This window comes from Microbacterium sp. TS-1, assembly GCF_000509385.1.
GTDB classification, from domain to species: domain Bacteria; phylum Actinomycetota; class Actinomycetes; order Actinomycetales; family Microbacteriaceae; genus Microbacterium; species Microbacterium arborescens.
Map to the genome: position 1 here is coordinate 391,171 of NZ_BASQ01000002.1, position 12,985 is coordinate 404,155.

The following is a 12,985-nucleotide window of genomic DNA, read 5'->3' on the forward strand; positions in this document are numbered from 1 at the left end:
CACCTTCCGCACCCGATGTCGGTGACCGCCGCTACCGTAAGGCCATGCGCGCGATCATCCCCCCGTATCTCCTCGCCCGCGTGGCCTCCGCTCGCGAGCCCCACCTCGCGCGGGCCGCGGTCGCCGCGCGGACCACCCTCGCCGCGCGTCCGTCCGATCTCGCCGGACGTTCGCAGCTGCGTCTCTCCGTCGAGCCGGGCGGCACTCTCGTCGCCGAGCGCATCGCCGCAGCCGACCGGGCCGTATCCGACGCGCAGGGCCGCGAAGAGCTTCCGGGCGTCCTCGTCCGTCGTGAAGACGATCCGCCCACCGGCGACCGTGCGGCAGACGAGGCGTTCGACGGACTCGGCGCGACGTTCTCGTTCTTCCTCGACGCCTTCGGCCGCGATTCGATCGACGGTCGGGGTGGTGTGCTCGCCGCCACCGTCCACTACGGCGAGGCCTACGATAACGCGTTCTGGAACGGCGAGCGCATGGTGTTCGGCGACGGCGACGGCGAGGTGTTCACCGGATTCACCGGGTCGCTGACCGTCATCGCGCATGAGCTCGCTCACGGCGTCACCGAGTTCTCGGGAGGCCTGACCTACGCGGGCCAGTCCGGTGCTCTCAACGAGTCGCTGTCCGACGTCTTCGGCGCACTCACCGAGCAGCATCGACTCGGACAGAGCGCCGAGCAGGCATCGTGGCTCATCGGTGCGGGCATCTTCACGGATGCCGTCCAGGGGCGCGCCCTCCGATCGCTGGCCGAGCCCGGGTCGGCGTACGACGACGACGTGCTCGGACGCGACCCGCAGCCGGGACACATGCGCGACTACGCCGTGACGACCAGTGACAACGGCGGGGTCCACATCAACTCGGGCATCCCGAATCGGGCGTTCCACCTCGTCGCGACGCGGCTGGGCGGCTACGCCTGGGAACGCGCGGGACTCATCTGGTACCGCACGCTCACCTCGGGGGCGCTCTCCCCCGACGCCGACTTCGCTGCGTTCGCCGCCGCCACGATCGACCAGGCCGCCGACGAGTACGGTGAGGAGACGGAGGAGGTCGCCGCCGTGCGTGCCGGATGGCAGGGCGTCGGCGTGCTGGAGGATGCCTGACACCCGTGACGATGGTTCCACGGCCGAGCTGCGGATCGTCGTGGAGCGCACCGGCGGTTTCGCCGGCCTGACGCGGACGTGGCGAGTCGAGCCGGCGCCGGCCGAAAGCGCCGGCTGGCGCGAGCTGGTGGGGCGGTGCCCCTGGCAGGAGATCGACGCGTCGGCACCGGCAGGCAAGACCGGATCGAGCGGGGCCGACCGCTTCCATTGGCGGATCGCGGTCACCGACAGCGAGACGACGCGTCAGGCCGAGTTGAACGACCACCTCGACGAACCGTGGCGTTCGCTCGTCGACGCCGTCCGGACGGGACGCTCGGCGACGCCGGGGGGCGTGGCCGAGGAGTGACGCCTCAGCCGGACTTCTGCGCGAAGAGTCCGCGCAGTCCCTTCTTCGGCTGCTCGAGCGACTTCTGCAGGTAGATCGTGCCCAGCCAGCGGCCGAACTTGTGACCCACGCGCCCCATCCGGCCGACCTCGACGAAACCGAAACGCTCGTGCAGGGCGATCGACGCCTCCGCGCCCTTGTCGCTCACGACAGCGACGATCTCGCGCAGTCCGAGCAGCTGGCAGGCCTCGATGAGGGCTTCGAGCAGCGCTCGTCCGAGCCCCTTCCCCGTCGCCGCCTGGCCGAGATAGATGGACGTCTCGGCGGTGTAGCGGAATCCGGTCTTGCCGTTCCACGGCGACGCGAGGGCGTATCCCAGGATCTGCCCCGTCGGCGAGACCGCGACGAGGAACGGAAGCTTGAGCTTGGTGAGATAGTCGTACTTCTCCCGCCACTGCGCCAGCGACCACTTCTTCTCGTCGAAGGTCACGACCGAGTTGGTCACGTAGTAGTTGTAGATCTCGCGGATGTCGGGAAGGTCGCCGGGCTGCGCCGGCCGGATCTCGTACGAGAAGGGCCGCTCGGGTTCGGCCGGGCGACGCAGGTGCCGCGGAAGGCGTCGACGGTCGCGGTTGGAGTCCTCCTCGAGCATGCAGCAACTCTACGGGGCGCACGTTTCACGCCGATGACGACTGCCGGTCAGAGCGCCGGAATGCGCCAGTCGATCGGCTCGCCGCCACGCTCGGCGAGCAGCTCGTTCGCGCGCGAGAACGGCCGCGACCCGAAGAAGCCGCGGCTCGCGGACAGCGGCGACGGATGCGGCGACGCGATGATCGCAGCATCGCCGAGGAGCGGCCGCAGGGTCGCGGCATCCTTGCCCCAGAGGATCGCGACGAGCGGACGCCGGCGAGCCACGAGCGCCCGGATCGCGTGCTCGGTGACGCGCTCCCAGCCCCACCCTCGGTGCGAGGCGGGAGCACCGGGGGCGACGGTCAGCACGCGGTTCAGCAGCAGAACGCCCTGATCGCTCCACGCGGAGAGGTCGCCGTGCGGCGCGGGGGCGATGCCGAGGTCCGATTCGAGCTCCCGGTAGATGTTTCCGAGGCTCCGGGGCAATGGCCGCACGTGTGCGTCGACCGCGAAGGAGAGTCCGATCGGATGCCCCGGGGTCGGGTAGGGATCCTGACCGACGATCAGGACGCGGACGTCGGCCATCGGCCGCTGGAACGCTCGCAGCACGCGGTCACCGGCGGGCAGGTAACCCCGGCCCGCAGCGGTCTCTGCGCGCATCCGGTCGCCGAGCGCGGCGATGTCGGCCGCAACGGGCTGCAGCGCCTCGGCCCAGTCGGGTGCCACCAGTCCGTCGGCGGCGAGGTCGGTGAGGGAGCGCGGCGTCACACTCCCAGGGTAGGCCGGTCGCGGCGGTATGCTCACCCCGTGTCGACGACGCTGCGCACCTCCGCCCTGGGCGTCACCGCGGGTCTGATCGGCTGGTTCATCCTGGTAGAGATCGTCAGCGGCATCCTGCAGGGCTACTACGTCCCGCTCTTCAGCGACATCGTCGCCGAGCTCGGGATCCACGACTCGGACGTGAACTGGTTCGAGGCCGCGCAGCTTCTGCTCTCAGCGCTCGTCGTGCCGGTGCTGGCGAAGCTCGGCGACATGTACGGGCACAAGCGGATCCTGCTCGTCGCGGCCGTCCTCACCGCCGCAGCGACCTGGTGGCTCGCGTTCGCGGCATCCTTCTGGACCTTCCTCATCGCCTGGGCGCTGCAGGGCTTCTACGTCGTCTGGCTCCCCCTCGAGATCGCGCTCATCTTCGAACGCGGCAGACGGCAGAGCCGCGGGGTCTCGCTCACCCGCCGTGCGGCGGGGCTGCTGGTCGTCGGGCTCCAGGCGGGCGCCATCATGGGCGCTTTGGCCGCGGGCCGGATCTACGCCGCCACGGCCGGCGACATGACGTTGACGCTGATCGTGCCGGCCGTGGCGGTGACTCTCGTCGCCGTCGTCATCTGGCTCTGGGTGCCCGAGTCTCAGCCCGAGCCGGGCCGGCGGCAGCTGGACTCACGCGGCTTCGCGCTCCTCGCGGTCTCGTTGCTGTTCGTCACCAGCGCCCTGACGTTCCTCCGCTTGAACGGCCCCGCGGCCTTCTGGGTGTGGGCGCTGCTGCTCGCGGGAATCGTGGGTTTCGTCGTCTTCGGACGGTTCGAGCTGCGCCAGGCCGACCCCGCGGTCGATGTGCGGATGCTCGCCCGACCGGAGATGTGGCCGGTGCAGGCCACCGCGTTCCTGGTCGGTATCAGCCTCCTCGGCGCGCAGGGCCCGCTGTCGACCTACGCGGGCACGGACCCCGCCCTCGGATACGGGCTGGGGCTCGACGCCACCGACAGGTCGAACATCATCGGGGTCTACCTCGTGTCTCTCATCGTCGGTGCCGTGCTGTTCGCGGTCACCTCGCGCCGCGCGAGTCCCCGCATCGTGCTCATCGTCGCGGCGCTGCTCGTCGGCGTCGGCTATGCGCTCTTCCTGCCGTTCCACCGGGAGCTGTGGCAGGTGCTGCTCAACCTCTGCATCGCGGGCCTGGGCTGCGGCGCCCTGGTCGGGGCCATGCCGGCGGCCGCCGCCGCCGCAGCACCGCGCGGACAGACGGGCGTGGCGTCGGCGATGACCAACACGACGAAGACCATCGGCGGAACGTTCTCATCGGCGGTCTTCGGCGTCGTCCTCGCCGCCGGTGCGGGTGTCGTCGCGAGCGAGACCGCCGCCTCCCTCGGCGGTTATCTCACCGTCTGGGCGATCTGCGCCGCCGGCGGCTTCGTCGCGGCGGCTCTGCTGTTCGTCGTGCCGCGCGTGGCGTTCGCCGATGCCGACGAGCCGCCGGTGGCGCGAGCCGCGGACGGGACGGGCGACGCGGTCGCTCAGCCCCGCGGCTGAGCGGGGACGCCCCCTCAGGCCTCGGCGGATCGAGGACGCAGCGGTCCCCGCGCCAGCAGGTGCTGCGCGGACTGCGCGACGGGACGCATCGTCACCAGATCGAGGTTGACGTGGCCTGGTGCGTTCAGCGCGTAGGCTGCGACATCCGCCACGTCTTCGGCGACGAGCGGCTGCTCGACGCCCTCGTACAGGCGATCGGTCGCTTCCCGGTCGCCGCCGAGACGATTGAGGGTGAACTCCTCCGTGCGCACCATGCCGGGGGCGATCTCGACCACGCGGATGGGCTCACCGTTCAGCTCGAGCCGGAGCGCGTGGACGAGCATCGATTCCCCCGCCTTCGCCGCGTTGTAGCCGGCTCCGCCGGGGTAGGCCGTCTGAGCTGCGGTCGAGGTGACGTAGACGGTGTCGGCATGGCCGGCGCCTGCTGCGACAGCGCGTCGGAGCAGCGGGAGGAGAGCCGCGGTCAGCCGCTGCGCCGACAGGACGTTCGCCTCGAACATCCACTGCCAGTCTTCGGCCGCACCGTCTTCGACGCGGTCGGTGCCGCGAGCCCCGCCCGCGACGTGCACGAGGGCGTGGACGTCGCCGGAGGCGGCGAGGTGCTCGGTGAGCGCGGCGACATCCGCCTCGCGGGTCAGATCCGCGGCGAATGACGCGGAGCCGACCTCGGCATCGAGCGCCTCGAGCCGTTCGGCCCGGCGGGCGACGCCGACCACCTCCCATCCCGATGCCCTCAGCGCGCGGACGACCGCCTCGCCGATTCCCGAACTCGCACCTGTGACCACTGCACGTCGCGTCATCCCTCCACCGTAGCCGTCAGGTTACGCAGCGTGTCCCGCGCATTGTCGGGCACATCCGGTTTCCGTACGCTCGACCCAGGCCGGCGACCGTCGCCGCTTCCCGACCCGATGGAGCCACGCATGTCCGCATCCGAGAACTGGCGCTTCGAGACGAAGCAGATCCACACCGGAGCCGCACCGGACCCGGTGACCAAGGCACGGGCGACGCCGATCTACCAGACGACCTCGTACGTGTTCGACAACTCCGACCACGCCGCGAACCTGTTCTCGCTGGCGGAGTTCGGCAACATCTACACGCGCATCCAGAACCCCACCCAGGATGTCGTCGAGCAGCGGCTCGCCGCACTCGAGGGCGGCACCGGCGCTCTCCTCGTCGCGTCGGGTCAGGCCGCCGAGACCTTCGCGATCCTCAACATCGCCGAAGCCGGAGACCACTTCGTCGCCTCGAGCTCGATCTACGGCGGCACGTACAACCTGTTCAAGTACACGCTCGCCAAGCTCGGCATCGAGGTCACGTTCGTCGAGAACCAGGACGACCTCGAGGAGTGGCGCCGCGCGGTGCGCCCCAACACGAAGCTCTTCTTCGCCGAGACGATCGGCAACCCGCAGATCAACGTCCTCGACATCCGCGGCGTCTCCGACGTCGCCCACGAGGCCGGTGTGCCGCTCATCGTCGACAACACGATCGCCACGCCCTACCTCATCCGCCCCTTCGAGCACGGCGCCGACATCGTCGTGCACTCCGCCACGAAGTTCCTCGGCGGGCACGGCACGGTCATCGGCGGCGTCATCGTCGACGGCGGCAGCTTCCCGTGGTCCGAGCACTCGGAGCGCTTCCCGGGCCTCACGACGCCCGACCCCTCGTACCACGGCGCCGTCTACACCCAGGCGGTCGGCGACGGCCTCGCCTACGTCATCAAGGCCCGCGTGCAGCTGCTGCGCGACCTCGGCGCCGCGATCTCGCCGCAGAGCGCCTGGCTGCTGATCCAAGGCATCGAGACGCTGTCGCTGCGCATCGAGCGCCACGTGCAGAACGCGCAGGAGATCGCGGAGTGGCTCGAGAACCACGACGACATCGCGTCGGTGAACTACTCGGGCCTGCCGACCTCGCCCTGGTACGCCGCTGCCAACCGCTACGCCCCGAAGGGCGTCGGCGCGGTGCTGTCGTTCGAGCTGAAGGGCGGCGTCGCCGCCGGACGCGCGTTCGTCGACTCGCTCCAGCTCTTCAGCCACCTGGCGAACATCGGCGACGTGCGCTCGCTCGTCATCCACCCCGCATCCACGACCCACTCGCAGCTGACCCCGGAGCAGCAGCTCACGACCGGTGTCACCCCGGGCCTCGTCCGCCTGTCGGTCGGTCTCGAGAACATCGACGACCTCAAGGCCGACCTCGAGCAGGCCCTCGCGGCCGCGCGCAACGTCGTCGAGGCGGCGCGCGCCTGATCGTTCCTCCTCAGAACGACCGGATGCCCCGGCCCACCGTGAGCGGTGGTGCCGGGGCATCCGTCGTTCGCGGGGCCGTCAGTCGGCGTCGGTGGCCGTGGTGATCTCCTCGCCCTGAACCTGCTCGCGGTCGTTCTTCGCCTTGTCGCCACGGGTCTTGGCGAGGCTCGCTACGGTGGCGACCGCGACGGTGGCGGCGATGAACAGCAGCGAGAACCAGATCGGGATCTCAGGAACCCACAGCAGCGGCTCGCCGCCGTTGATGAACGGCAGCTCGTTGACGTGGAGCGCGTGGAAGACGAGCTTCACACCGATGAAGGCGAGGATGACGGCGAGGCCCTGCGCGAGGTAGACCAGACGCTCCAGCAGACCGCCGATGAGGAAGAACAGCTGGCGCAGGCCCATCAGGGCGAAGGCGTTCGCCGTGAAGACGATGTACGCCTCGTTGGTCAGACCGTAGATCGCGGGGATCGAGTCGACCGCGAAGACGAGGTCGATGAAGCCGATCGCGATGATCACCAGCAGCATCGGGGTGACGAACCGCTTGCCGTCCTTCTTCACCGTCAGCTTGTCGCCGTTGTACTCGTCGGTCACGGGGAGGTGGCGGCGGACGAAGCGCATGAACTTGCCGTTGGCCGGGTCGGAGTCACCGTGCGAGAAAGCCTGACGGTAGGCGAGGAACAGCAGCAGCGCGCCGAAGATATAGAAGATCCACGAGAAGTTGTCGATGAGGGCCGCGCCGATGGCGATGAACGCGCCGCGCATGATGAGCGCGATCACGATGCCGATCATCAGCACCTTCTGCTGGTACTTCTTCGGCACCGCGAAGCCGGTCATGATGATGAGGAAGACGAAGAGATTGTCGATCGACAGCGCCTTCTCGGTCAGGTAGCCGGCGAAGTACTCGCCCGCGAACACCCAGCCCCAGCCCGGCACGAAGCCGATGACCACGCCGAAGATGAGCGCGAGGCCGATGTAGAACGCCGACCAGCGCGCGGATTCGGCGATCGTCGGCTCGTGCGGCGTGCGCACGTGCGCGAAGAACTCGTACACGAAGAAGGCGATGGTCACCGCGATGGTGATGATCCACACGAGCGGAGTGATGTCCACGAAGGCTCCAAGGGGTCGACAGTAGCGAACGGCCAGGTCTCCTTCATCCCCGGAGGGACCGGCGTCCCGGAATCCGACGTCGGATCCGTAATGACGAGAGCGCCGCAGGCGGAAGTACTCCCCTTGCTTCGCGGTATCTTACGCGACGATCGTGACGCCCAGCGCATCTACTCTGAAGCGATGGACGCCGCTACCTCCCGCCGCTACCATTCGTTCGCCGACTGGGCCCGGGACAGCTCGCCGATCTACGCCGAATGGGCCACCGGGATCGCGGGCGACGACGAGCTCACCGAGCGGATCGCGCTGCTCGGCGAGCGCCGCGGTCAGCCGAACCTCGTCTTCGCCGCCGCACGCTGGGCCGGCTGCGGACTCGAGCCGTTCGCCGCGTGGCGCGAACGCCTGGTCTCGGAGTGGGAACGGGTCGCCGCCATCACGGCGGAGCGCCGCACGCAGACCAACGAGGTCGGACGCTGCGCCACCCTCCTGCCTCCCCTTTCGCGCATCGACGGCCCGATCGCCCTGCTCGAGACCGGCACCGCCGCCGGCCTCTGCCTCTATCCCGATCGGTACGCGTACGAGTACTCGTCTCCCGGCGGCGAGCACCCCCGGACCATCGTGCCCGCGGGACCCGATGCCGCTCCGCGCCCGCTGCTGCGCTGCCGCATCGACGATCCCGACGCCGTGCCCGACTCCCTCCCCGACGTCGTCTGGCGCGCCGGCATCGACCTCGCCCCGATCGACGTGCTCGATACGGACGCGGTCTCCTGGCTCGAGACGCTCGTCTGGCCGGGCTCCGTTCACGACGAGCGCGTCGGTCGGCTGCGGGCAGCGGTCGAGGTGGCCCGGGCCGACCCGCCGCGCATCGTCGCCGGCGACATCCTCGACCGCCTCCCCGCGGTCGCGGCCGAAAGCCCTCCCGACGCGACGCTCGTCGTGTTCCACAGCGCGGTGCTCCTGTACCTCGACGCCGACGAACGGCGCCGCTTCGCCGACCTCGTGAGCACCCTCGGGAAACGGGTGAACCGCCGCGTCGTCTGGATCTCGAACGAGACGGCGGGCACCCTGCCGGAGATCGACGGACGGATGCCGCGGGGCGTCGACACCACCGGCAGCTTCGTGCAGACGGTCGACGGGGTGCCCGTCGCGCTCGCGGGCCAGCACGGCGCGACCTACGAGGTGTCTCCGTTCCGGTCGTGACGTAACACGCGAGCAGCGTGCGCCCGCACCCGGGAGAATGGCTCGCATGGACTGGCAGACCTCCGAGGACACGGTGCCGAGCGCGCCGATCACGGAGGCCGATGCGCGCCTGCTGCGCGGCCGCCCGCCCGCCACGGGCGCCTGGCGCGACGGCGACCCCGTCGGCCATCGGAGCTTCGGCGCGTTCGGCCCGCTCGCCACCGAGAGCGGTGAGCAGCTGCCGAGCTTCCGCCTCGCCTACGAGACGTGGGGCGAGCTCTCACCCGAACGCGACAACGCCGTGCTCGTGCTCCACGCCCTCACCGGCGACAGCCACCTGCGCGGCGAGGCGGGCCCGGGGCACCCGACGGCCGGCTGGTGGGAGGACATCGTCGGTCCCGGTCTGGCGATCGACACCGACCGCTGGTTCGTGGTCGCCCCGAACATGCTGGGCGGGTGCCAGGGCTCGACGGGCCCCTCGTCGATCTCGTCCGACGGCTACGAATGGGCGGCTCGGTTCCCCTACCTCACGATCCGCGATCAGGTCGCCGCGCAGGTGCGGCTGGCCGACGCCCTCGGGGTCGAGGTATGGGCCGCGGTCGTCGGCGGATCGATGGGCGGCATGCACGCGCTCGAGTGGGGCGTGGGTCACCCCGACCGCCTGGAGCGACTCGCCATCCTCGCCGCCCCGCCCGTCAACACCGCCGACCAGATCGCGCTGAACTCCGTGCAGCTCGAGGCCATCCGCATCGACCCGCGGTTCCAGGACGGCGAGTACTACGACGCTGCCGACGGCGACGGCCCCCACCGCGGCCTCGCACTCGCGCGCCGCATGGCTCTGCTGAACTACCGCAGCCCGACCGAGCTGAATCTGCGCTTCCAGCGAACGTGGCAGTCGGGCAAGAGCCCGCTCGGCCTCGGTGGACGCTTCGCGGTGGAGAGCTACCTCGACTTCCACGGCAACAAGTTCACGCGACGCTTCGACGCGAACAGCTACATCACGCTCGTCGAGGCGATGAACTCGCACGACGTCGGTCGTGACCGCGGCGGGATCGAAGACGCGCTGGCACGCGTCACCGCGCGCACGCTCGTACTGGGCATCGACTCCGACCGGCTGTTCCCCGTCGAGGGGCAGCACCGCATCGCCCGCGGCATCCGATCGACGATCGACGACGCTGCGGTGGTGATCTCGAGCGACTTCGGTCACGACGCGTTCCTCATCGAGACACCGGTCGTCGGCGCCCATCTGCGACGGCTGCTCGAGGGCTGACGCCTCAGCGCGTCGGTGCGGGCGCGTCGGGCCGCGGTGCGCGGGACGACGTCCGCCGTCGCGCACGAGCCTCGACGGCGAAGCTCGTGCAGGCGACCCCGAATCCGGCGAGGGCGAGGACGACCCCCACCCATACCGGCGCGACGTATCCGAGTCCGGCGGCGATCGCGGCCCCTCCGAGCGCCGCGCCCAGCGCGTTGCCCATGTTGAGGGCCGAGTGGTTCAGCGCCGCAGCGATGGACTGATTGTCGCCCGCGACATCCATCAGGCGCGTCTGAATCGTCGGACTCAGCGCCGCGGAGAAGAACCCCACGAGGAAGACGAACAGGCCCACGGTCACGATCCAGCCGGCAGTCAGTGCGAGGAGCGCCTGGATCAGGGCGAGGGCGACGAGACCGCCGAGGAGGCTTCCGCGCAGGTCGCGGTCGGCGAGCCTGCCGCCGACGAGGTTTCCGATCGTCATGCCGACTCCGGCCACGACGAGCACGATGGGCACGGCCCACTGCGGTGAACCGGCCGCCTCGGTGACGAGGGTCGCGACGTAGCTGTACACCGCGAAGAAGCCGCCGAAGCCGATCGCGCCGATACCGAGGGCGAACCACACCTGACCGATACCGAAGACCCGCAGTTCGGCGCGCAGGGTGCGCGACGGCTCCCCCGCGTGCTTCGGGACCGTCAGGGCGATCGCGACCGTGGCCAGCGCGAAGATCGCCGCGACGACGAGGAACGCGGCCCGCCATCCGAACTGCTGACCGAGGAACGTGCCGAGCGGAACGCCCACGACGTTGGCGATGGTGAGGCCCGTCAGCACGAACGCCACGCCCTGCGCACGCTTGCCCGGCCCCAGGACGTCGGCGGCGACGAGCGCGCCGATGCCGAAGTAGGCGCCGTGCGGGAGCGCCGCGAGGAACCGGGATGCCGCGACGAGCTCGAACGTCGGCAGCACGAGCGTCAGCGCGTTGCCGAGGGTGAGGGCGAGCGCGAGGAAGACCATGACCCGGTGGCGCGGGTACTTCGCCACGACACCCGCGATGGTCGGAGCGCCGACGACGACGCCGGCGGCGTAGAGCGTGATGAGCCACCCCGCCTGGGCGATCGCCCCTTCCGGATCGCCCGCGTAGACGGAGGGCAGCAGCTCGCCGGCGATCTCGGGCAGCAGGCCCATGACGACGAACTCGGTCATCCCGATGCCGAAGCTGCCGATCGCGAGCGAGAGCAGGGCCCGGCGGGCGGTCGGGCGAGAAATGGCGGGCGTCGTCACTCCGGGAGCGTAGCGCCGCCCTCGCCCTCGCGTCGAATCGATTCGAGTGCGCCCTCGAGGCGCTCGATCTTGCCGTCGAGCTCGCCGCTGTATCCCGGCCGGATGTCGGCCTTCAGCACGAGCGAGACACGCGACCCGAACGGGAGCACCGCCTCGGTGGCCCGCTTGACGACATCCATCACCTCGTCCCACTCCCCCTCGACCTCGGTGAACATCGAGGTGGTGCGGTGCGGCAGGCCGGATGCCCGCACGACGGCCACGGCCGCGGCGACGGCATCGTGCACCGAGCCGTCGGGATTGCTGCCGGTGCCACTGGGAGCGACGGAGAAGGCGATGAGCATGATGGACCTCCGGATCAGGCGGGAACGGACGAGGGCGTTCGGACGGGAACGCGGACGAGCCGCACCACCATCCAGACGCCGAGGACGACGAGCAGGACGTTGCGCACGGTGAGGATGCCCACACCCAGGAGATGCGCCGACAGCACCTCCCCGTAGAACACCGGGTAGACGAGCTGCGTGAGCGCACTGAGGACGAGCACCAGGATCGCCGGGCGCGCCCAATCGCGGCGCGCGACGACGAGCCCGAGCACGACGGGCGGGACGAGCCAGCACAGGTACTGCGGCGACCCGACCTTGTTCAGCACGATGAACACGGTGACGATCGCGAGCGCCGCGACGGGCAGAAGATCCTTCACCGCGGCGCCGCGGCGCACCTTGACGGCGGCGACGACCGCCACGGCCCCCACGCCGATCATGAGGATCGGAGTCATCGCCGCGATGACCGGATCGATCTCGGTGCCGGTCACCTGGAACGTCAGGATCTCCGTCGAGTAGTAGACGAAGAAGCCCGGGATGCCGAGCATCTGCCCCCACAGGTAGAACATGCTCACGGGCGCCTCGACCTGCAGCCCGCGCCCGGTCTGATCGCCGATGAACCCGAGCGCATGGTCGAGCCCACCGGCGACGACGACGGCCGCGAGCGTCGCGACCGAGACGACGAGCCCGGCACCGACGAGCGCCCACCGCTGCCGGAGCGCCACGACGGCGGCCGCGATGATCGCCGCCGGCCAGACCTTGATCCACGTCGCGACCGCCAGCAGGATGCCGGCCAGCCACGGCCGGCCGCGTAGCCACAGGCAGCCCATGACGGCGAGCGCGACGGTGACGGCATCGAGCCGGTAGAGGCCGACCGGGCCGAGGAGCAGGATGGCGGCGAGCCAGAACCACGCCGCCGTCACGCGTCCGCGCGACCGCGCGCGCCCCACGAGAACCGCGAAGGCGAGGGCGTCCAGCGCCGTGACGAAGATCGCCCAGCCGACCGTGTAACCGGCGATCCAGGCGAACCCGTGGGCCAGGACGAGCGGGATGAGCGCGAGCTGGGGATAGACCCAGTCATCGTCGATCCCGACGATGCCCTCACCGGAGAGCGCCCGCTGGGACCAGGGTTCGTAGACGAGGTAGACATCCCCCATCGGCTGGTTCGGCAGCACGAACCCGAGCACCGAGACCACGACGTGGACGAGCGCGAACGCGACCCACAGCGTTCCCCGTCTCGACACCGTCACAT

General features: G+C 70.3%; 13 protein-coding genes. 6 read left to right on the forward strand and 7 right to left on the reverse strand.

From position 1 onward, the window contains the following. The first annotated feature begins 44 nt into the window (after positions 1-44). Together MTS1_RS14555 and MTS1_RS14560 are read left to right on the forward strand one after the other, a co-directional pair. Positions 45-1,097 carry a M4 family metallopeptidase gene (locus MTS1_RS14555; RefSeq protein WP_023955304.1) on the forward strand — a complete coding sequence of 351 codons (1,053 nt, stop codon included), beginning with the start codon at positions 45-47 and terminating at the stop codon, positions 1,095-1,097. Next, positions 1,090-1,443 carry a protealysin inhibitor emfourin gene (locus MTS1_RS14560; protein WP_052007907.1) on the forward strand — a complete coding sequence of 118 codons (354 nt, stop codon included), beginning with the start codon at positions 1,090-1,092 and terminating at the stop codon, positions 1,441-1,443. Before MTS1_RS14555 ends, MTS1_RS14560 begins: the two co-directional genes overlap by 8 nt. A 4-nt stretch (positions 1,444-1,447) precedes the next feature. Here the strand turns inward: MTS1_RS14560 and MTS1_RS14565 are convergent, their stop codons facing one another. Together MTS1_RS14565 and MTS1_RS14570 are read right to left on the reverse strand one after the other, a co-directional pair. After that, positions 1,448-2,074: a GNAT family N-acetyltransferase gene (locus tag MTS1_RS14565; RefSeq protein ID WP_023955305.1), complete on the reverse strand. Its 627-nt coding sequence runs from the start codon at positions 2,072-2,074 to the stop codon at positions 1,448-1,450. 47 nt (positions 2,075-2,121) lie between these two features. Then, complete coding sequence (locus tag MTS1_RS14570) at positions 2,122-2,820, reverse strand: uracil-DNA glycosylase (protein WP_023955306.1); 699 nt, start codon at positions 2,818-2,820, stop codon at positions 2,122-2,124. A gap of 39 nt (positions 2,821-2,859) precedes the next feature. Between MTS1_RS14570 and MTS1_RS14575 the strand changes: the two genes are divergently transcribed. Then, positions 2,860-4,356 (forward strand): MFS transporter, encoded by a 1,497-nt coding sequence (locus MTS1_RS14575; protein ID WP_023955307.1) that lies wholly within the window; start codon positions 2,860-2,862, stop codon positions 4,354-4,356. Between the two features lie 14 nt (positions 4,357-4,370). On the opposite strand, the gene MTS1_RS14580 is transcribed toward MTS1_RS14575, so the two are convergent. Further along, the gene (locus tag MTS1_RS14580; RefSeq protein ID WP_199485031.1) at positions 4,371-5,156 is read right to left on the reverse strand and encodes an SDR family oxidoreductase; all 786 of its coding nucleotides are present in this window, start codon (positions 5,154-5,156) and stop codon (positions 4,371-4,373) included. A gap of 120 nt (positions 5,157-5,276) precedes the next feature. Between MTS1_RS14580 and MTS1_RS14585 the strand changes: the two genes are divergently transcribed. Beyond that, on the forward strand, positions 5,277-6,599 hold the full coding sequence (locus tag MTS1_RS14585; RefSeq protein ID WP_023955310.1) for a bifunctional o-acetylhomoserine/o-acetylserine sulfhydrylase: 1,323 nt from the start codon (positions 5,277-5,279) through the stop codon (positions 6,597-6,599). A 78-nt stretch (positions 6,600-6,677) separates the two neighbouring features. Here MTS1_RS14585 and MTS1_RS14590 read toward each other — a convergent pair whose 3' ends face one another. Next, positions 6,678-7,709, reverse strand: coding sequence for a TerC family protein (locus MTS1_RS14590; protein WP_023955312.1), 1,032 nt, complete (start codon positions 7,707-7,709; stop codon positions 6,678-6,680). Positions 7,710-7,889: 180 nt separating this feature from the next. On the opposite strand from MTS1_RS14590, the gene MTS1_RS14595 reads away from it, so the two are divergent. Together MTS1_RS14595 and MTS1_RS14600 are read left to right on the forward strand one after the other, a co-directional pair. Then, the gene (locus MTS1_RS14595; RefSeq protein ID WP_036305925.1) at positions 7,890-8,906 is read left to right on the forward strand and encodes a DUF2332 domain-containing protein; all 1,017 of its coding nucleotides are present in this window, start codon (positions 7,890-7,892) and stop codon (positions 8,904-8,906) included. 46 nt (positions 8,907-8,952) lie between these two features. Beyond that, a complete protein-coding gene (locus MTS1_RS14600; protein ID WP_023955315.1) occupies positions 8,953-10,155 on the forward strand; it encodes a homoserine O-acetyltransferase in 1,203 nt (400 codons plus the stop codon). Between the two features lie 4 nt (positions 10,156-10,159). Here MTS1_RS14600 and MTS1_RS14605 read toward each other — a convergent pair whose 3' ends face one another. The 3 genes from MTS1_RS14605 to MTS1_RS14615 are packed head-to-tail and all read right to left on the reverse strand — an operon-like array spanning position 10,160 to position 12,977. Then, the gene (locus MTS1_RS14605; RefSeq protein WP_023955317.1) at positions 10,160-11,416 is read right to left on the reverse strand and encodes an MFS transporter; all 1,257 of its coding nucleotides are present in this window, start codon (positions 11,414-11,416) and stop codon (positions 10,160-10,162) included. Beyond that, the gene (locus tag MTS1_RS14610) at positions 11,413-11,757 is read right to left on the reverse strand and encodes a thiamine-binding protein (protein WP_023955319.1); all 345 of its coding nucleotides are present in this window, start codon (positions 11,755-11,757) and stop codon (positions 11,413-11,415) included. The genes MTS1_RS14605 and MTS1_RS14610 overlap by 4 nt, the downstream gene beginning before the upstream one ends. Before the next feature lie 14 nt (positions 11,758-11,771). Continuing rightward, on the reverse strand, positions 11,772-12,977 hold the full coding sequence (locus MTS1_RS14615; protein WP_023955321.1) for a glycosyltransferase family 87 protein: 1,206 nt from the start codon (positions 12,975-12,977) through the stop codon (positions 11,772-11,774). Positions 12,978-12,985 lie beyond the last annotated feature (8 nt).

What these genes read in the sequence shown, in the direction of transcription:
- MTS1_RS14555 (WP_023955304.1), top strand. Translation starts at nt 45, where the DNA reads ATGCGCGCGATCATCCCCCCGTATCTCCTCGCCCGCGTGGCCTCCGCT.
- MTS1_RS14560 (WP_052007907.1), top strand. Translation starts at nt 1,090, where the DNA reads ATGCCTGACACCCGTGACGATGGTTCCACGGCCGAGCTGCGGATCGTC.
- MTS1_RS14565 (WP_023955305.1), bottom strand. Translation starts at nt 2,074, where the DNA reads ATGCTCGAGGAGGACTCCAACCGCGACCGTCGACGCCTTCCGCGGCAC.
- MTS1_RS14580 (WP_199485031.1), bottom strand. Translation starts at nt 5,156, where the DNA reads ATGACGCGACGTGCAGTGGTCACAGGTGCGAGTTCGGGAATCGGCGAG.
- MTS1_RS14585 (WP_023955310.1), top strand. Translation starts at nt 5,277, where the DNA reads ATGTCCGCATCCGAGAACTGGCGCTTCGAGACGAAGCAGATCCACACC.
- MTS1_RS14595 (WP_036305925.1), top strand. Translation starts at nt 7,890, where the DNA reads ATGGACGCCGCTACCTCCCGCCGCTACCATTCGTTCGCCGACTGGGCC.
- MTS1_RS14600 (WP_023955315.1), top strand. Translation starts at nt 8,953, where the DNA reads ATGGACTGGCAGACCTCCGAGGACACGGTGCCGAGCGCGCCGATCACG.
- MTS1_RS14610 (WP_023955319.1), bottom strand. Translation starts at nt 11,757, where the DNA reads ATGCTCATCGCCTTCTCCGTCGCTCCCAGTGGCACCGGCAGCAATCCC.